The following is a 17,624-nucleotide window of genomic DNA, read 5'->3' as shown; positions in this document are numbered from 1 at the left end:
TGAGCCAGGATCAAACTCTCAATAAAAGTTGAAAAGCTTGTATCTTGACTCGTATCTCATCTCTGTAACACTCGTTTAGTTTTCAAGGATCAATCGTGTGCCGCCGAAGCGACGTTTCTTAATATACCACGCTGCATTGTAGAATGCAACTGGTGATTTTTTCTTCCTCTTGATCACCGCGTCTCTCGCGGCGACAAGGACTATCTTATCATCTTCCCTCTACACTCTCAATTCAGCCTGCCGAACAAATTGAAACAAACGAGCAGAAGGATCATGCCTTTACTTAGCGAATCGAGTTAGCACGACAGAATAGGAGTGAAAGCGTTGACTTGTATCGATAAGATTCGCCCGATGAACCTCGCCTTTCTTTTTCATGGCGACGATGTGCTGATGATCCATCGCGGCGCACACAAAAAGATCTGGCCCAACAAATGGTCAGGCGTCGGCGGCAGCATCGAAGCTCACGAGCATCAGGATCTGAGAGCGGCGGTGCTGCGGGAGATTCATGAGGAGACAGGCATCGTGCAAGAGCAGATCGAAGGCTTGAGCCTGCGTTATATCATCATGCGTCACCTGGATGATGAGCTGCGGCAACTGTATGTCTACTTCGGCCGGACAACGACGAAAGAGATCATCCAAACGGACGAAGGGCATTTAGAGTGGATCTCGCGTTCGGAGTGGTTCGAGAAGGACTTGATCCCGACCAATCGCAAGATGTTAGAGCATTACCTCGCGCATGAGCAAGAGAGCACTGTGTATATGGGAATCAACATTGAGGAATCGCCGGTGTGGATTCGCTTATAAAAGCAAAAAGACCCGTTCCATAACGGAACGGGTCTTTATATTGCCTAGCGACGTCCTACTCTCCCAGGACCCTGCGGTCCAAGTACCATCGGCTCTGCAGAGCTTAACTTCTGTGTTCGGGATGGGAACAGGTGTGACCTCTGCGACATTATCACTAGACATATAGGATGTACGGTCGATCGATGTTGCGACAGGACGTCGCTGATCTTAGTCGATCTACCTTGTTGGTGGGCCCAAGAAGATTCGAACTTCCGACCTCACGATTATCAGTCGTGCGCTCTAGCCAACTGAGCTATGGGCCCTTCTTATTGGAGCGGAAGACGGGATTCGAACCCGCGACCCTCGCCTTGGCAAGGCGATGCTCTACCCCTGAGCCACTTCCGCATACAGGATGTATGCATCCCGCGTTGCGACAGGACGTCGCGTTCTTAGCGGGGCTACCTTTGTTCAGCGTTGCGACAGGACGTCGCGCTTTTAGCTGAACTTCCTTAAATGGTGGCTCGGGACGGAATCGAACCGCCGACACGAGGATTTTCAGTCCTCTGCTCTACCGACTGAGCTACCGAGCCATGTTTCTATTCATTTTAAATGGCGGAGCTGACGGGATTCGAACCCGCGGTCTCCCGCGTGACAGGCGGGCATGTTAGGCCACTACACCACAGCTCCATGTGGTTGCGGGGACAGGACTCGAACCTGCGACCTTCGGGTTATGAGCCCGACGAGCTGCCAACTGCTCCACCCCGCGACAATGATTAAGTTTTAAAAATTGGTGGAGGTTGACGGGATCGAACCGCCGACCCTCTGCTTGTAAGGCAGATGCTCTCCCAGCTGAGCTAAACCTCCATGGTGACTCGTACGGGATTCGAACCCGTGAATGCCGCCTTGAAAGGGCGGTGAGTTAAGCCGCTTCTCCAACGAGCCTTCTTGGCTGGGGTGGAAGGGATCGAACCTTCGCATGACGGAGTCAAAGTCCGTTGCCTTACCGCTTGGCGACACCCCAACTTCTACTTTTCGAATATGGTAGCGGCGGAGGGACTTGAACCCCCGACCTACCGGGTATGAACCGGTCGCTCTAGCCAGCTGAGCTACGCCGCCATCATGGCGGAGAGAGGGGGATTCGAACCCCCGAGACGTTTTAGGCGCCTACACGATTTCCAATCGTGCTCCTTCGACCAAACTCGGACATCTCTCCAGAAGATAAAGTATTGAAATGGTGGGCCCAAGAAGATTCGAACTTCCGACCTCACGATTATCAGTCGTGCGCTCTAGCCAACTGAGCTATGGGCCCTTCTTATTGGAGCGGAAGACGGGATTCGAACCCGCGACCCTCGCCTTGGCAAGGCGATGCTCTACCCCTGAGCCACTTCCGCACGTACAGGATGTACCGTGTCCAGCGTTGCGACAGGACGTCGCGGTTTTAGCTGGGCTTCCTTCGCGACAGGACGTCGCGGTTTTAGCTGGGCTTCCTTCGCGACAGGACGTCGCGCTTTTAGCTGAACTTCCTAAAATGGTGGAGATAAGCGGATTCGAACCGCTGACCCCCTGCTTGCAAGGCAGGTGCTCTACCAACTGAGCTATACCCCCAGAGTCAATGGCGTGCCCAGAGAGATTCGAACTCCCGGCCTTTTGATTCGTAGTCAAACGCTCTATCCGGCTGAGCTATGGGCACATATTCATTTGAAAAACAGTGGTGAGCCATGAAGGACTCGAACCTTCGACCCACTGATTAAAAGTCAGTTGCTCTACCAACTGAGCTAATGGCTCACGTACAGGATGCACGGTGTCCAGCGTTGCGACAGGACGTCGCGTTCTTAGCTGGGCTACCTTGTAAAAATGGCGGAGCTGACGGGATTCGAACCCGCGGTCTCCCGCGTGACAGGCGGGCATGTTAGGCCACTACACCACAGCTCCATGTGGTTGCGGGGACAGGACTCGAACCTGCGACCTTCGGGTTATGAGCCCGACGAGCTGCCAACTGCTCCACCCCGCGACAATGATTAAGTTTTTAAAATTGGTGGAGGTTGACGGGATCGAACCGCCGACCCTCTGCTTGTAAGGCAGATGCTCTCCCAGCTGAGCTAAACCTCCATGGTGACTCGTACGGGATTCGAACCCGTGAATGCCGCCTTGAAAGGGCGGTGAGTTAAGCCGCTTCTCCAACGAGCCATCAATGGCGTGCCCAGAGAGATTCGAACTCCCGGCCTTTTGATTCGTAGTCAAACGCTCTATCCAGCTGAGCTATGGGCACGTATTCATTTGAAAAACAGTGGTGAGCCATGAAGGACTCGAACCTTCGACCCACTGATTAAAAGTCAGTTGCTCTACCAACTGAGCTAATGGCTCACTGGCGGAGGAAGAGGGATTCGAACCCCCGAGACGGTTACCCGCCTACTTGATTTCGAGTCAAGCTCCTTCGACCGAACTCGGACATTCCTCCGTGTCTCACCGCGTGTCTCTCGCGGCGACAGGTATTAATATATCATGTTCCGACCCGCCAATTCAAAGCTTTATGCACCCCATATTCGAGCAAAACAGCTTGTCTCACAAGATAAGGTCATTCATCCTAACCTTTTCACCACATTAGCTCCCCCATCTACAAAAAAAGAGACTCCTGCGAAAGGAGTCTCCATACATGTACTAGCGGTTGTTGCGACGCAGGAACGCCGGGATGTCGAGATTGTCCGAGCTCGCGTTATTGCCAGTGCCAAACGACTTGATGTCGGTCTTGTTGAGCTGGGGCTTCGGCTGTGCCGGGCGCTCCTTGTGCTCAAAACCGGTCGCGATCACCGTCACCACGATCTCATCTTTCAGATCCGGGTTGATCACAGCACCAAAGATCATGTTCACTTCCGGGTCGGCTGCCGAAGAGACGATATCGGCCGCCTCGTTGACTTCGAACAGAGACAGGTTGGTGCCGCCTGCGATATGCATCAGGACACCGCGTGCGCCGTCGATCGAGGTCTCGAGCAGCGGCGAGCAAATCGCCTTCTTCGCCGCTTCTGCCGCACGGTTCTCGCCGGAGTGTACACCAATCCCCATCAGCGCGGAACCGCGTTCCGTCATGATGGTCTTGACGTCTGCAAAGTCGACGTTGATCAGGCCCGGAACGGCGATCAGGTCGGAGATGCCTTGAACACCTTGACGCAGCACGTTATCCGCTTCGCGGAACGCTTCCAGCATCGGGGTGTTCTTGTCAACGATCTCCAACAGACGGTCGTTCGGGATGACGATCAGTGTGTCGACTTTTTCTTTGAGGTTTGCGATGCCCGTTTCCGCCTGGTTCATGCGGCGACGGCCTTCGAAGGTGAACGGCTTGGTAACAACGCCAACCGTCAGCGCTCCGAGCTCCTTCGCGATCTCTGCGACGACAGGCGCCGCACCGGTGCCAGTACCGCCGCCCATGCCTGCGGTTACGAAGACCATGTCAGCGCCGCGCAGCGCGTTCATGATCAGTTCCTTGCTTTCCTCCGCTGCTTTCTTGCCGATCTCAGGGTTCGCACCTGCGCCAAGTCCACGCGTGAGTTTTTCGCCGATTTGCAGGCGATGTTCTGCTTTCGAGAGGTGCAGAGCTTGTGCATCGGTGTTGACAGTAATGAACTCCACGCCCTTGATACCCGCTTCAATCATTCGATTGACTGCGTTGCATCCGCCGCCGCCGCAGCCGATGACCTTTATCTGAGCCAGAGCCTCTACATCGAGATCGAACTCCAACATATATCCTTGTTCCTCCTCACTAACTAAACCCAAGTTGTTACAAAATGTGCTGATTCTTAGATAAACTCGTTAAACCAGTTCTTGATCTTGTCGACAAAGCCGCCGCCGTTGCCGCCGGCTTTACGACGCGGCGCTGCAGCTGCAACTTCCACCTTGTTCGTAAAGTTGTGCGCTACATTGCGAATGATCCCGACACCGTTGATGAACGAAGCGTCTTTGACGCCGAGGAACTCCGGAATCGCCACGCGCACAGAAGATTCGAGTTCGATCTCTGCGAGCTTGTCCACCGCCGGAAGGTTCGCACCGCCGCCGGTGAGCACATAGCCCCCCGCCAACTCTTTGTAGCCCATCTTCTCCAGCTCTTGGCGCACCATCATGAAGATCTCCTGCATGCGGGGTTCGATGATGTGGGCCAGATCGACTTGAGAGAATTCTTTGTCGGCGTTTCCGCCAACGCGGGATACTTTAAAAGTGTGATCCGGTACGCTTTCGTTCACGAGCGCGCAGCCATTGCGCAATTTGATGCCTTCCGCCGCTTCCGTCTGCGTGCGCAGACCGATCGCGATGTCGTTGGTGACATGGTCGCCGCCGACCGGAAGCACAGTCGTCGCCTCCAAAATGCCTTCCTTAAAGACCGAAACGGTCGTCTGTCCGGCACCGAGATCGATCAAGCCGACCCCGAGCTTTTTCTCATCGCCCGTCAAAGCGACAGTGCCAGCCGCCAGCGGGGCGAGCACAAGCCCGGCAATCTGAATGCCTGCCCGTTCCACGCAGCGCACCAGGTTGTGAATGACGGTGCGGGAACCGGTGATGATATAAGCATCAACCTCAAGACGCACCCCGATCATGCCGCGGGGATCTGAGATATCTGTCAAACCATCTACAACGTAGCCTTTGGGGACCACATCGATAATCTCACGCTCCGGTGGGAGCGCGATGACTCGCGAAGCTTGCAGCACGCGGTCGATGTCCTCGTCGCCGATCTCGCGGTTCGGAGAATTGACGGCAACAACGCCATGGCTGCTTTGAAGGGAGATATGATTGCCAGAGATGCCGATGTACGCAGACGAGATCTGAATGCCGACCATACGCTCCGCATGATCGATCGCGGCGCGAATGGATTGAACAGTCTTATCTATATCAACAATTGCACCTTTACGTATACCGTCACCGTCAGCAGAGCCAACGCCGATAATCTGTATCTCCGTGCCAGTCACTTCGCCAATAATGGCCCGCACCTTGGATGTTCCTATGTCTAAGCTGACGATGATATCGCCGTTTGTCAAGCGGTGGCACCTCCCTAGTACTATGCCAAACTATTTCTTTATACCAGTTTTTAAATTCAACGTCTCGTGTCGATTCCCTTTTTTTCGGAACGATTTTCTCTAAAAAAGTTCTGGGCTTTATAAAGTTTTTTCAGGGTGTTTACGGGAACGGGTTACCATCAAACGACGAATGGCCGCAATGTTGTTGAACAAACGCACCCCAAAAGCGAATACAGCCGCCAGATACAGATCGACGCCGAGCTGCACCCCGATGAAGGCGAGCAGGGCGGCCAGCAGGGTGTTGAAGAAGAAACCGCTGATGAACACGCTGCTGTCAAAATGGCGCTCAAGGCTGGCGCGGATACCGCCGAAAACGGTGTCCAGCGCCGCCAGAATCGCGATCGACAAGTAGCTGCTGTACTGCAGCGGCACCGTCAGATTGAAGGAAAGTCCAATAAACACGCCAAGCATCAAACCAATGACCGGAATCCAGATCATAATTTCTTCTCCCCTTCAGGATGCGCATACTGATATTGCACCGCGTCATCATCATACGGCGGAATGACGAGCGTGCCGTCATCGACTTCTTTCACCGTGATCTTCTTGCCCATCTCCGCAAACGGCTGCGGGAAGATGCTCAAGCCGACCTTCATCTGATCCACATTGCCAACCGCCTTGATCATCACCTTGTCCGGGGACACCATCACGGTGTTCACCTGCAGATTGTTCTCATCGATCGAGCGGATTGAGCTGAAGGAAACGATGCGATGATTGTTGACGGAGATCGCTTTGGCTTCATTGCCTTTTAAGTAGTTGACAACACGAAATAGATAATCACCGAGCAGTGAGCGGTATAGCGAGAGGTTGTACGAATCTTTGACTGCGATCAGATCAAAATCGTCTTCGATCGTCACGATGATCCCGTTGCCCTTCACTTCGCTCATCCCGGCCTGCTTTTTGACCTGTTCCAGCTCTTCGGCGAGCGTGCGCACCAGTTGGCTCTGGTTGCCTTTTTGGCTTTCCAGACCTCGCACCTTCGCTTCTGTCTCGCGGATTTGCCTGCGCAGAAACTGCTGGCGCTCCGTCTCCTGATTGAGTTCGGTCGTCAGCTGCAGGGTGTCGACTGCCGCGCTGGAATCCAGTTTCGGGCGGTTGATCGAAGTGAACTGAACGGTCATCATAACGCCAAGCAGCGTCGATACCAGCGCAAGGGTGATCTTATTGTTAAGTTTCACTGGCTCTCCCACCCTTTCTATTTGTTTTCGCTCAGGCCGTTAAAGTTGCCGGAGTAACCGTTGATCGACACCGACAGGCTTTTCTTCGGCGGCTGAATGGTCAAGGTCCGATACCGGAAGATATCGAGTACGCCGCCTTTGAGCGTCAGCGCCGCTTCGAGACGGTCTTTGTTGCCGATGGCGCGGAATTCATACGGACGGTTGATCTTCTGCCCGTTGATCTTGATCACCGGACCGATGCAAATGATGCCGGTCGTCGACGAGATGCGCTGGTCGTTGATCTGCACCGCTTCCGCCCCGGCGATCAACAGCTCGTTGGTCACGTTCATCAGGTCGGAATCATGAACGATCAACAGCTCCGGGTCCCAGTCCTTCGGAACGTCTTTGACCATGCTGTCATCGAGCGTGAAGGTGATCCCTTCGCCTTTCAACGGCAAAATGCCCGACATGACGCGGTACTTGCTCAGCTCGTCCTTGAGGTCGGGCGACTCCTGTTTGGCGATGTCCCCCGCCTTTTCTTCCAGTTCAAACATCTGCTTTTTGAGCTTTTCCAGCTGCGCTTCGTACTGGCTGTTGGTTTCTTTGGTCTTGTTCAGCTGGTCAGCCGTATATTGCGCCCGCGGGTCGTAGACATGCGCTGCGTCCAGTTGAAACTTGGCAGCGGCGCGGGTGTTCTTATATTGCATGGAAAGCATCAGGCCGAGAATGACGGAGATTACCGAAAGCGACACGATCAGTTTGACACGCGGGTTCGTTTTTTTAGGCATGCTTAGTCTCCCTTCTGTTCTTCAGGCTTGAAGTTCTCCAGATAGTTCGCTTCGAGCATGTTGATGATGCCGGGCTTCGTGTCGGCAGGCAGTGCCCCGCGGTAGGCCAGATAGGACTTCATCTTGTCGGCAAACTGGCGCGGCGGGATGCGGACTTCGAACTTGTCGCGCATGTAGATCCGCCACGGGCCTTCCGAAGTCACACGGATCTCCGAGATCTGATCGAGCACCGCCCGGTCGACCTCCGGAATCTGCTTGGCCAGCTCCTGCAGATCAGGCGAGCTGATTTTCTGCCCCGGCTGCAAGTTGCCTGGCCGGTCCATGGAGATCACGGGCAGCTGCTCAGCTTCCAGCTTTTCCGTGCCGGCGAGCACCGTGCCGTCCTGCAGGATGCGGTAGAGCGTCGCCCCTTGCACCATCTGGCCTGCCGCTTTCTTTTCCACGACGGCGATGACGACCTCACCTTTCCACGATACCTGTACATCGACCGACTGCACAAGCGGAAAGGCGCTTTGGATCTTGTCCTTCACATCTCCCTTGTCCACCGCGAGCAGGCTCATGCCTTTCTCGAGTTCTGCGGTGCGCAGGATCTCTTCATAGCGCAGCTGGTGGTTCCCTTTGACTTCTAAATAGGAGACTTCAGACAAGGGCGACTGCAAGAATCCGGCGACGAGCAGTCCTCCGAAAAAAACGACAACAAAAAGTAACGCCTTCCGGTTCGGGCGGCGCTTTCCTTTTGGTTGCTGATGCTGTTCCGCATACGATTCTAAGACGGTCGGCGGCGGCGTTTTAGGCATGTGAGGACCGGCTCCTTTGCTAGTGTGTGTATCTTCCGTACCTAATGAAAAACGGCATATGCGTGAGATATGCCGTACATATTGCTTCATTATATCACTTTTAACTCTCTTTTCAATAAGCTGATAGACTCAACACATTTTGACAAAAAACGAGACGGCGCATCATGATCGACACCCCGTCTCGAATAAGAATATACAGGATCGTTCGCTACTTGCCGGCCACAGCCCGCTGATCACGGTCGATGCGCCAGATCTTCGCGCCCAGTTGACCGAACATCTCCTCGACCTTCTCATAACCGCGGTCGATGTGGTGCACATTCTCCACATACGTCGTGCCGTTCGCCGCCAGTCCCGCGAGGATCAGAGCGGCGCCGGCGCGCAGGTCGGAAGCTTCGACCACAGCGCCGGTCAGTTCGGCCACCCCTTCCATGATCGCCGTGCGCAGATCGACTTTGATCTTCGCTCCCATGCGCCGCAGTTCGCTGACATGCTGGAAGCGCCCTTCAAAGACCGACTCGGTCACCAGCGAGGTGCCGGACGCCACCGACATCAAAGTCATGAACGGCGATTGCAGGTCGGTCGGGAAACCCGGATAGTAGGTCGTCTTGATGCTGTCGATCGGCTTCGGACGCCCTTCCATCTTCACCCGCATCGCGTCGCCTTGGACGGTAATCTCAGCACCTGCTTCGCGCAGCTTGTTGATCACGACGCCCAGATGCGCCTCGTTGGTGTTGTGCAAGGTGATGTCGCCTTGGGTCACCGCCGCCGCCACCATCATCGTGCCGGTGACGATCCGGTCGGGAATCACGCGGTATTCCACCGCTTCCAGGCGATCGACGCCTTCGATGATCACTCTGTCCTCGCCTGCGCCCTGCACGTTTGCGCCCATGGCGTTCAGGTAATGGGCCAGATCGGCGATCTCCGGTTCACGGGCCGCATTTTCGATCACCGTCGTGCCTTCCGCAAACACCGCCGCCATGATCAGGTTCTCGGTCGCGCCGACGCTTGGGATGTCGAGGTGAATCTTCGCGCCACGCAGCCGCGCAGCCCGGCAGTCGATGTAGCCGTGTTTCTCTTCGATCGTGGCGCCCAATGCCTGCAGCCCTTTGAGATGCAAGTCGATCGGCCGGGAGCCGATCGTGCATCCGCCCGGCTTGGAGACGCGCACGTGTCCGAAGCGCGCCAGGATCGGCCCCATCAAAAAGATCGAGGAGCGCATCTGGCGCATCAGGTATTCTGGCACCTCCGTGCTCTGCAAAAGCGTGGCGTCGATGCGAAGCGTCGCGCCTTCCGCCTTTACCTTGGCGCCGAGTTGCCGGAGAATCGTTGTCATCACGCGAATATCCTGCAAGTCGGGAACATCTTGGATGGTGCTCTCTCCGTGTGCCATGACACTGGCGGCAAGAATTGGCAATGCCGCATTTTTAGCGCCGTGAATCCGCAGAGTCCCCGTGAGTCGATGCCCGCCTTCGATGGCCAAGCATTCCACCGCGTGTCACCCCCTATAGTGTCTCCTCTCCAACGATCCGCACTTCAGGGTGAAGTTCATAGCCGTATGTTTCCTTGATTGTGCACTGCACATATTCGATCAATTGCAAGACGTCAGCCGCTTTTGCTCCCCCGGTGTTCACGATGAAGTTTCCGTGGAGTTCCGAAATTTGTGCCCCTCCGATTCGCTTGCCTTTCAGGCCGGCCTCTTCGACGAGCTTGCCTGCGTGCGTGCCGTCCGGATTGCGGAAGACGCTGCCGCAGCTGGGCATTGCCAAAGGCTGTGTGGCTTGGCGGCGCTCCCGCCAGCCTTTCACCCGCTCGCTCATCTCTTCGGCATCGCCCGGATGCAGGGAGAAGCTTGCATCGAGGACGATCGCCGGCTGGTCTTTCAGCCGGGAATAGCGGTAGTCAAAATGGAGGTCGGCGTGTGCGAGATGAACGATCTGGCCTGTTTCGGTCAGCACGCGGCACTCCTTCAACACGTCTTTCACCTCACCGCCGTGTGCTCCCGCGTTCATCATCACCGCGCCGCCGACCGTGCCCGGAATCCCCGTGGCAAATTCCAGTCCGGCAAGCCCGCTGCGAATCGCATGGTTGGCTGCGGAAACGAACGAGCGCCCACCTTGTGCTGTCAAGGTTTGACCCTCGATCTTCAGCTCGGCAAAATTGTCGCCGAGCTTCAGTACGACACCGCGCAGCCCGCCGTCCTTCACCAGCAGATTCGAACCTTTCCCAATCACGTACCAGGGAATCTGATGTTCATGGGTCAATTCCATGATCCGCACGAGATGTTCAATTGTGGTTGGCAAGACGAACACGTCTGCCGGGCCGCCGATCTTCCAGGAGGTGTGCTTGGAAAGCGGCTCCTCCAGCAGCACCGTGCCGACGTCTTCGTTTGCAAAAAGGGATATCGTCTGCTCTTTCTTCATGTCGTACCTCCAGATCAAACCTGACAAGTTAGGTGAACTCAAGTTCCGCACTTCGTATCCCCATGATATGGAGGTCGCGGAAAATATGTGACATCTGCCTACTACAAACAAAAAAACCTGAGCCGCAAAGCTCAGGTAGACACTGCGAACTTTACATCCATTATATAACGGGAAGCGGGGAGCGTCACCTTGTCTGTCGTGAGATGTTGAGCAGTATCCCCACCCCCGTAAGCATCAGTGTGAGCGAAGATCCCCCATAGCTGATGAACGGAAGCGTAATCCCGGTGACCGGCATCGAGCCGGTGACCACTCCGACGTTGATGATGACCTGCACGGCGATCATCCCCGTGATGCCCACAGCGAGCAGCGAACCGAACGTGTCCGGTGCCGTGATCGCGGTGCGCAATCCCCGCCAGACGAGCAGCAGGAACAGTCCGAGCAGCGTGGCCCCGCCGATGAAGCCAAGCTCTTCGGCAAGGATCGAGAAAATGAAGTCGGTCTGCGGCTCCGGCAGGTAGAGGAACTTTTGCCGACTGCGGCCAAGTCCCAAGCCGAGCAGCCCGCCCGGTCCGATCGCATACAGCGACTGGATGATGTGATACCCCTCGTCCAACTGATAGGCCCAAGGGTCCATAAATGCGACGATCCTCTTCAAGCGGTACGGCGCCACCACGACGAGCGCGATGAACGCGGGAATTGCCAGACTGGCCAAACCGAGCAAGTGTTTGATTTGCGCCCCTGCGGCGAAGAGGATGATGATGACGGTGCCCATCAGGACGGTGCTCTGTCCGAGGTCCGGCTCCAGCATGATCAAACCGACAGCGGCGATGGCAATTCCAAGCGGCGGCAGTAGCCCTCGTTTGAACTCGACGATTCTGTCCTGATACCGCGACAGCATGTACGCAAAATAGATGATGATCCCGAGCTTGGCAAACTCGGACGGCTGAATCCCGAGGGAGCCGATCCCAAGCCAGGCCCGCGACCCCCCACGCACCGTACCGATGCCCGGAATCGCTACAGCGATCAAAAACAGAAAACAGATGATCAAAAGCGGTTTGGCGATTTTCTTCAGCTTGTGGTAATCATAGTTCATCATCGCAAACATCGCGATGATCCCAAGCACCGCCCACATCAATTGACGCTGGGCATAGAAGAATGCATCACCCATTTTTTGAGCAGCAAGCACAGCACTGGCACTATAGACGATAATGACGCCGATTCCCAGAAGCATCAGTGTAGACAGGATGATCAGCGTGTCCGGATACGTTTTGATCTTGCCCTTCAAGGCAACGTTCACCCCCGGTGCTCGGTCTCGTCCAATCGCTATAATGTATGCACAGCTTTTTTAAACATGCTTCCTCTCTCTTCGAATGAACCAAACATGTCCCAGCTCGCACACGCCGGCGACAGCAGCACCACGTCACCAGCCTGTGCCTGGCGATGCGCGGCTGAGACTGCATCTTCCAGCGTCGCCACCTTCACGCCGCCGATGCCGGCCTGCTCCGCCACGTGCAGCATCTTGTCGGCAGCCTGGCCGATCGCTGCGACATATTTGACTTTCTTCGCAAACACCGGCACCAGTTCCAGAAAATCGACGCCGCGGTCCAGACCGCCTGCGATCAGCACCACGCTATGATCGGCAAACGTGTTGATCGCCATCGTCGCCGCCGTCGAGTTGGTCGACTTTGAATCATTGTAATAAGCGACACCGTGATGTGTCGCCACATGCTCAAGGCGGTGTTCGACGCCCGAAAACGTGCGCGCCACTTGCGCGATCGCGCCAACGTCCGCTCCGGCTGCCAGCGCCATCGCAGCAGCGGCCAGCAGATTTTCCAAGTTGTGTTCCCCTTTGAGCGCCACTTCACTCACCGGGAGCAGAGAGAGTTCCTTGCCGTGCATACGAGCATGGATGTATCCATCCTTGACAAAAACGCCCTCATCTAATACCTCTTTCAGCGAAAAGGGGAACAATTTTGATTCTGCAAACGATTGCACATCGCGCACCAGTTGCTGGTCCCAGTTCAGGACGGCAATATCGTCAGCCGTCTGGTTGGCGAACAGGCGATACTTGGCGTCTCTGTATTCCTCCAGCGTCCCGTGATAGTCGAGATGCGCCGGATAGATGTTCAACAAGGCCCCGATCTTCGGGCGGAACTCCTGCGTGCCCATCAGTTGAAACGACGACAGCTCCGCGACCAGCCACTGCTCGGCCGTCACGTCTTCCACCACGTCGCTCAAAGCGCGGCCGATGTTGCCGGCCACGACAGGCTGCAGCCCGGCTGCGTCCAACATTTCGCCGACCAGCGTCGTAGTCGTCGTCTTGCCATTGCTGCCGGTGATGCCGATGATCGGCGCTTGCGCCAGCCGATACGCGATCTCCACTTCGGTCAGCACAGGGATGCCCAATTCCAGCGCCTGTTTGACCGGCGGCGCGGAGTACGGAATCCCCGGATTCTTGACGACAAAATCGAGACCCGGATGGACAATGCCATCCGGGTGCCCCCCGCCGATCACTTCAATGCCCAACGCTTGAAGCTCAGCAGCATCTTTGATCATATCCGCAAGCAGCTTTTGGTCGTTGACCGTCACGTGCGCACCGCGTGCATGCAAGAGGCGTGCGGCCGCCACGCCGGAGCGGGCGACGCCGAGCACGAGCACGTTTTTCCCTTGAAAGTTCACGTTCCTCTTCACCTTCTTAGTTAAGATACAAGACCAGCGCGGAGACCGCCAGGCACAATCCTGCCGTCCAGAACGTGCCGACGACGCGCCACTCCGACCAGCCGAGCAGTTCGAAATGGTGGTGCAGCGGGCTCATCTTGAACAAGCGCTTGCCAAACGTCTGGAACGAGATGACCTGAATGATCACCGACAGCACCTCGACGACAAACACGCCGCCGATCAGCACCAGCCAGATCTCCGTCTTGGTCAAAATCGCCACCGTCGCCAGCGCGCCGCCCAGCGCCAGCGAGCCGGTGTCGCCCATGAAGACTTTCGCCGGGTGCACGTTGAAGACGAGGAAGCCGATCAAGCCGCCGACCATCGCCGCGCAGAAGATCGCCACATCCATATTCGACGTCCACCACGCCAGCACCGCGTACGAGCCAAAGGCGATCGCGGTCGTGCCGGCGGCGAGTCCGTCCAGACCGTCCGTCAAGTTGACAGCATTCGATGAGGCGATGACGATCAGCACTAAGAACGGAAGATAGAAAAAGCCGAGATCCCATTGTGCGTCGATAAACGGAATCGAAATCGTCATGTCGATCATGCCGGTATAAAACATCACCACATAGAGCACGACGCCGACTAAAATCTGCCCGATCAGCTTTTGACGGGCTTTCAGTCCCAGGTTGCGCTTCAGCGCGACTTTGATGTAGTCATCCATAAATCCAACCGCGCCGTACGCCAGCGTCACAAACAGGAGCAGCCAGAGCTCGGGCGACAAATCGGAAAATTTGATCGCCGTGATCGCCATCGCGATCAGGAAGATCACCCCGCCCATCGTCGGAGTTCCCGCTTTCTTTTGATGCCCTTGCGGTCCTTCCGCGCGGATCGCCTGGCCAAACTTCAAGCGCCGCAAAAACGGGATGAACAGTGGACCGAGTAAAAGCGCGATCACAAAACTAACACCTGTCGTCCACAATAATATTTGCATATCCATGACCTCTGGTCCTCCCTTACCGTCAACACAAATCAAACAGACCAATCAAACGAACACTTCAGCGTGGGGCGCTCAGACCAGCGCCCGCACGATTTCAACAAAGTTCATGCCAAGCGACGCTTTGACCAGCAGAATCGCTCCGCCGTCCGCCTCGCTTACGTGTTGGCGCAGCAGCTCTTCCAAATACGCGATGGCAGCCGCATTGTCTGGCATCTCGCAGATCTGCCCGTCCGGATAACCGCCTGCGCGGGCACCTGCAGCGATGTCTTTCGCCAGCTCGCCTACGCAGACCACCTGCTGGAGCGGCAGTCCGGCCAGCTCGTTGCCAATCGCTTGATGCATACTCGCCGACTCCGGCCCTAATTCCAGCATGCCCCCGAGCACAGCTACCTTAAAACCGCCCGGCATCTCGGCAAACATCGTCAAAGCGGCACGCATCGAGGTCGGCGAGGCATTGTACGCATCGTCGATCACCGTGCCGCCGAGCTTCGCGCGCTTCACTTCCAGACGGCGCGCCGTCAGCGACGCCTTGGCAAGCCCGGCTTTGATCCGCTCCCCGCTCATGCCAAACGCGCGACCGACCGCGACGGCCGCCAGCGCATTGCCAAGCTGGTGCTGGCCCATCACCGGCAGCTCATAGCGGGTATCATCCCCCCGCACTGAGAAGCGGGAGCCGTGCACGCCGCGATTCTCCACCTCGACCGCCTGCAGGTCGTTCCCTTCCGCGAAGCCGAACCAGATCGTCTCCGCCTGCGTCTTGTTGGCGCGCTCGCGCAACAGCTGTTCATCCCCAAACAGAATCGCCTTGCCATCGTTCGGCAACTGCTCGATCAACTCGCATTTCGCGTCGGCGATGCCGGCGCGCGAGCCGAGGTACTCGATATGCGCTTCGCCGATGTTGGTGATCACGCCGATCTCCGGCGCGGCAAGCTGCGCCAAGAGCTCGATCTCGCCCGCATGGTTCATGCCCATCTCCAGCACCGCGATGTCGGTGTCTTCTTCCAGCGCCAGCATCATCAAGGGCAGCCCGATGTGGTTGTTCAGGTTGCCGAGCGTCTTTTGCACGTGAAACGATTCGGCCAGCACGGCCGTTATCATATCTTTCGTAGACGTCTTGCCGTTACTGCCCGTGATCCCGACCACGCGCACCGACAACTGGCGGCGGTATGCGGCGGCAAGGCGCTGCATCGCGAGCAGCGTGTCCTCGACTTCGATCAGCGCCAGCCCCGTCTCCGGCACAGGATGATCCTGCTGCCAAAACGCGGCGACCGCCCCTTGCCCTTCGGCCCGGTCAAGAAAATCATGTGCGTCAAAGCGCTCGCCGACGAGCGGCACGAACAGCATCCCCGCCATGTCCTTGCGGGTGTCGGTCGAGACGCCGGCGATCACCTGTCCGCCGTCGCCTTGCCGGAGCTTGCCTTGCGCCATCGCCGCGATCTCCTGCAGAGTTCGTCTGATCATGCCTGCTCACCTCGAATCGCCTCTGCTGCCACTTCCCGGTCGTCAAAATGGTGCTTGGTCTTCCCGACGATCTGGTACGTCTCATGGCCCTTGCCGGCGATCATGATCACATCGCCCGCCTCCGCCTGTTCGACCGCATAGCGGATCGCTTCCCGGCGGTCGGTGATGCGCACATAACGGCCTCGGGCATCCTGCACGCCCGCTTCCATGTCGTCGATGATCAGGTCCGGATCTTCGGTGCGCGGGTTGTCTGACGTCAAGATCGCCAGGTCGGCCGTATCGACGGCGATGCGCGCCATCAGCGGACGCTTGGTGCGGTCGCGGTCTCCGCCGCAGCCGACGACGCAATACACTTTCTGCTTGGCAAATTCGCGCACGGTGTTCATCGCGTTCAACAGCGAGTCCGGCGTGTGCGAATAGTCGACGATCACCGTGAAATCCTGTCCGGCCTGCACCGTTTCAAAACGGCCGTTGACGCCAGGGATCGACTCCAGCGACATTTTAATAGAAGCAAAGGGAATGCCTTCGGCGAGACACGCGGTCATCGCCGCCAGCGCGTTGTAGACGTTAAACTTGCCGGTCAGCTGCAGCGAGAAGCTCTCCTGCCCAAACACGCTGTCCACCCGAAACGAGACGCCGCCCGCCTCCACCTGCACATCGACAGCGCGGACGTCCGCCTCCGCATCGATGCCATAAGTGATCACCTGCGCGGTCGTCGCGTCGCGGAAATGCTCAGACGCAGCGTCGTCGGCGTTTAAGATCGCCACTTTGTTTTGGCGCTCCCCGTCTTGATAGGTGTTGCCGAGGCGGGCAAACAGCTTCGCCTTGGCGTTGCGGTACGCTTCCATCGAACCGTGAAAATCAAGATGATCTTGCGTCAAGTTCGTAAAGATCGCGATATGATAATCGGTCCCTGCCGCCCGCTTCAGATCGAGCGCATGGGACGACACTTCGGTGATCGGATATTCGGTGCCTGCTTCGCGCATCTTGAAGAACAGCTCCTGCAGGTCGGCCACGTCGGGCGTGGTGTTTTCCATCGGGATCTCTTCATTCCCGATCTTCGCCATGATCGTGCCGATCACGCCGGTCTTCTTGCCCGCATCGCTCAAGATGCGGTCGATCAAAAAGGTGGTCGTCGTCTTTCCGTTCGTGCCGGTCACCCCGATCACTTTCATCGATCGGGAAGGATGGTGATAGAAAACGGACGCAAGCACCGCAGTCGCCGCCCGTGTGTCCCGGACGACGACTTGCGGTGCTGAGAGCCCCTCGATCGCTTGTTCAACCACGACAGCGGCAGCGCCCGCTTCCACTGCGCCTCGTACAAAATCATGGCCGTCCACCGTGTAGCCGCGCAGCGCGATAAACAGGCTGCCCGGCTGTACACGGCGCGAATCGGCCGTCATATTCGTTATTTCGACGTCATCGGAACCGATGAGCGTTTTGATTAAGATCGGAGCTATCAACTCGCTGAGCCGCACCGGGGGTTCCTCCTCTTGCTTGCCA

General features: G+C 56.9%; 14 protein-coding genes, 22 tRNA genes and 1 rRNA gene. 1 reads left to right on the top strand and 36 read right to left on the bottom strand.

Going from position 1 to position 17,624, the window contains the following annotated elements; translation table 11 throughout:
- The first annotated feature begins 324 nt into the window (after positions 1-324).
- Entirely contained in the window at positions 325-804 is a 480-nt protein-coding gene (locus EV586_RS16985; RefSeq protein ID WP_132946285.1) for an NUDIX domain-containing protein, read from the top strand.
- A gap of 42 nt (positions 805-846) precedes the next feature.
- Here the strand turns inward: EV586_RS16985 and rrf are convergent.
- The 36 genes from rrf to EV586_RS16805 all read right to left on the bottom strand — a co-directional run bounded on the left by rrf (position 847) and on the right by EV586_RS16805 (position 17,599).
- A 5S ribosomal RNA gene (rrf, locus tag EV586_RS16980) occupies positions 847-963 on the bottom strand.
- A gap of 66 nt (positions 964-1,029) precedes the next feature.
- Positions 1,030-1,106, bottom strand: a tRNA-Ile gene (locus tag EV586_RS16975).
- A gap of 7 nt (positions 1,107-1,113) precedes the next feature.
- Positions 1,114-1,188: transfer RNA gene (locus tag EV586_RS16970), tRNA-Gly, on the bottom strand.
- 109 nt (positions 1,189-1,297) lie between these two features.
- Positions 1,298-1,373, bottom strand: a tRNA-Phe gene (locus EV586_RS16965).
- A 20-nt stretch (positions 1,374-1,393) separates the two neighbouring features.
- Positions 1,394-1,470 (bottom strand) — tRNA-Asp (locus tag EV586_RS16960).
- 3 nt (positions 1,471-1,473) lie between these two features.
- Positions 1,474-1,549: transfer RNA gene (locus EV586_RS16955), tRNA-Met, on the bottom strand.
- Between the two features lie 22 nt (positions 1,550-1,571).
- A tRNA-Val gene (locus EV586_RS16950) sits at positions 1,572-1,647 on the bottom strand.
- Between the two features lies 1 nt (position 1,648).
- Positions 1,649-1,725: transfer RNA gene (locus EV586_RS16945), tRNA-Glu, on the bottom strand.
- Positions 1,726-1,729: 4 nt separating this feature from the next.
- Positions 1,730-1,804: transfer RNA gene (locus EV586_RS16940), tRNA-Gln, on the bottom strand.
- Between the two features lie 18 nt (positions 1,805-1,822).
- Positions 1,823-1,899 (bottom strand) — tRNA-Met (locus tag EV586_RS16935).
- Positions 1,900-1,903: 4 nt separating this feature from the next.
- Positions 1,904-1,996 (bottom strand) — tRNA-Ser (locus EV586_RS16930).
- Positions 1,997-2,015: 19 nt separating this feature from the next.
- Positions 2,016-2,092 (bottom strand) — tRNA-Ile (locus tag EV586_RS16925).
- Between the two features lie 7 nt (positions 2,093-2,099).
- Positions 2,100-2,174: transfer RNA gene (locus EV586_RS16920), tRNA-Gly, on the bottom strand.
- 138 nt (positions 2,175-2,312) lie between these two features.
- A tRNA-Ala gene (locus tag EV586_RS16915) sits at positions 2,313-2,388 on the bottom strand.
- An 8-nt stretch (positions 2,389-2,396) separates the two neighbouring features.
- Positions 2,397-2,473: transfer RNA gene (locus tag EV586_RS16910), tRNA-Arg, on the bottom strand.
- A gap of 19 nt (positions 2,474-2,492) precedes the next feature.
- Positions 2,493-2,568: transfer RNA gene (locus EV586_RS16905), tRNA-Lys, on the bottom strand.
- 70 nt (positions 2,569-2,638) lie between these two features.
- Positions 2,639-2,715, bottom strand: a tRNA-Asp gene (locus EV586_RS16900).
- Positions 2,716-2,718: 3 nt separating this feature from the next.
- Positions 2,719-2,794: transfer RNA gene (locus tag EV586_RS16895), tRNA-Met, on the bottom strand.
- Positions 2,795-2,816: 22 nt separating this feature from the next.
- Positions 2,817-2,892, bottom strand: a tRNA-Val gene (locus EV586_RS16890).
- 1 nt (position 2,893) lies between these two features.
- A tRNA-Glu gene (locus EV586_RS16885) sits at positions 2,894-2,970 on the bottom strand.
- Positions 2,971-2,975: 5 nt separating this feature from the next.
- Positions 2,976-3,052: transfer RNA gene (locus EV586_RS16880), tRNA-Arg, on the bottom strand.
- Between the two features lie 19 nt (positions 3,053-3,071).
- Positions 3,072-3,147 (bottom strand) — tRNA-Lys (locus tag EV586_RS16875).
- A gap of 2 nt (positions 3,148-3,149) precedes the next feature.
- Positions 3,150-3,241: transfer RNA gene (locus EV586_RS16870), tRNA-Ser, on the bottom strand.
- A gap of 200 nt (positions 3,242-3,441) precedes the next feature.
- The gene (ftsZ, locus tag EV586_RS16865) at positions 3,442-4,518 is read right to left on the bottom strand and encodes a cell division protein FtsZ (protein ID WP_132946284.1); all 1,077 of its coding nucleotides are present in this window, start codon (positions 4,516-4,518) and stop codon (positions 3,442-3,444) included.
- A gap of 56 nt (positions 4,519-4,574) precedes the next feature.
- Complete coding sequence (gene ftsA, locus EV586_RS16860) at positions 4,575-5,804, bottom strand: cell division protein FtsA (RefSeq protein WP_132946283.1); 1,230 nt, start codon at positions 5,802-5,804, stop codon at positions 4,575-4,577.
- A 117-nt stretch (positions 5,805-5,921) separates the two neighbouring features.
- Positions 5,922-6,281, bottom strand: a complete 360-nt coding sequence (locus EV586_RS16855; RefSeq protein ID WP_132946282.1) for a small basic family protein — start codon at positions 6,279-6,281, stop codon at positions 5,922-5,924.
- The gene (locus EV586_RS16850; RefSeq protein WP_132946281.1) at positions 6,278-7,018 is read right to left on the bottom strand and encodes a DUF881 domain-containing protein; all 741 of its coding nucleotides are present in this window, start codon (positions 7,016-7,018) and stop codon (positions 6,278-6,280) included. The genes EV586_RS16855 and EV586_RS16850 overlap by 4 nt, the downstream gene beginning before the upstream one ends.
- 17 nt (positions 7,019-7,035) lie before the next feature.
- Positions 7,036-7,785 (bottom strand): DUF881 domain-containing protein, encoded by a 750-nt coding sequence (locus EV586_RS16845; RefSeq protein ID WP_132946280.1) that lies wholly within the window; start codon positions 7,783-7,785, stop codon positions 7,036-7,038.
- Between the two features lie 2 nt (positions 7,786-7,787).
- Positions 7,788-8,582 carry a cell division protein FtsQ/DivIB gene (locus EV586_RS16840; RefSeq protein ID WP_165898672.1) on the bottom strand — a complete coding sequence of 265 codons (795 nt, stop codon included), beginning with the start codon at positions 8,580-8,582 and terminating at the stop codon, positions 7,788-7,790.
- 208 nt (positions 8,583-8,790) lie between these two features.
- Positions 8,791-10,071, bottom strand: a complete 1,281-nt coding sequence (murA, locus tag EV586_RS16835) for a UDP-N-acetylglucosamine 1-carboxyvinyltransferase (RefSeq protein ID WP_132946278.1) — start codon at positions 10,069-10,071, stop codon at positions 8,791-8,793.
- Positions 10,072-10,084: 13 nt separating this feature from the next.
- Positions 10,085-11,002: a UDP-N-acetylmuramate dehydrogenase gene (gene murB, locus EV586_RS16830; protein WP_132946277.1), complete on the bottom strand. Its 918-nt coding sequence runs from the start codon at positions 11,000-11,002 to the stop codon at positions 10,085-10,087.
- A 184-nt stretch (positions 11,003-11,186) separates the two neighbouring features.
- On the bottom strand, positions 11,187-12,287 hold the full coding sequence (gene spoVE, locus EV586_RS16825; RefSeq protein ID WP_279388307.1) for a stage V sporulation protein E: 1,101 nt from the start codon (positions 12,285-12,287) through the stop codon (positions 11,187-11,189).
- 38 nt (positions 12,288-12,325) lie between these two features.
- The gene (gene murD / locus EV586_RS16820; RefSeq protein WP_243653071.1) at positions 12,326-13,681 is read right to left on the bottom strand and encodes a UDP-N-acetylmuramoyl-L-alanine--D-glutamate ligase; all 1,356 of its coding nucleotides are present in this window, start codon (positions 13,679-13,681) and stop codon (positions 12,326-12,328) included.
- Positions 13,682-13,697: 16 nt separating this feature from the next.
- The gene (gene mraY, locus EV586_RS16815) at positions 13,698-14,660 is read right to left on the bottom strand and encodes a phospho-N-acetylmuramoyl-pentapeptide-transferase (RefSeq protein ID WP_132946275.1); all 963 of its coding nucleotides are present in this window, start codon (positions 14,658-14,660) and stop codon (positions 13,698-13,700) included.
- Between the two features lie 72 nt (positions 14,661-14,732).
- On the bottom strand, positions 14,733-16,121 hold the full coding sequence (locus tag EV586_RS16810) for a UDP-N-acetylmuramoyl-tripeptide--D-alanyl-D-alanine ligase (protein ID WP_132946274.1): 1,389 nt from the start codon (positions 16,119-16,121) through the stop codon (positions 14,733-14,735).
- The gene (locus EV586_RS16805) at positions 16,118-17,599 is read right to left on the bottom strand and encodes a UDP-N-acetylmuramoyl-L-alanyl-D-glutamate--2,6-diaminopimelate ligase (protein ID WP_132946273.1); all 1,482 of its coding nucleotides are present in this window, start codon (positions 17,597-17,599) and stop codon (positions 16,118-16,120) included. Before EV586_RS16805 ends, EV586_RS16810 begins: the two co-directional genes overlap by 4 nt.
- Positions 17,600-17,624 lie beyond the last annotated feature (25 nt).

Source organism: Tumebacillus sp. BK434 (genome assembly GCF_004340785.1).
Classification (GTDB): domain Bacteria; phylum Bacillota; class Bacilli; order Tumebacillales; family Tumebacillaceae; genus Tumebacillus_A.
Note: the sequence above shows the minus strand (reverse complement) of the source record. Positions and strands in the feature narration are given on the sequence as shown.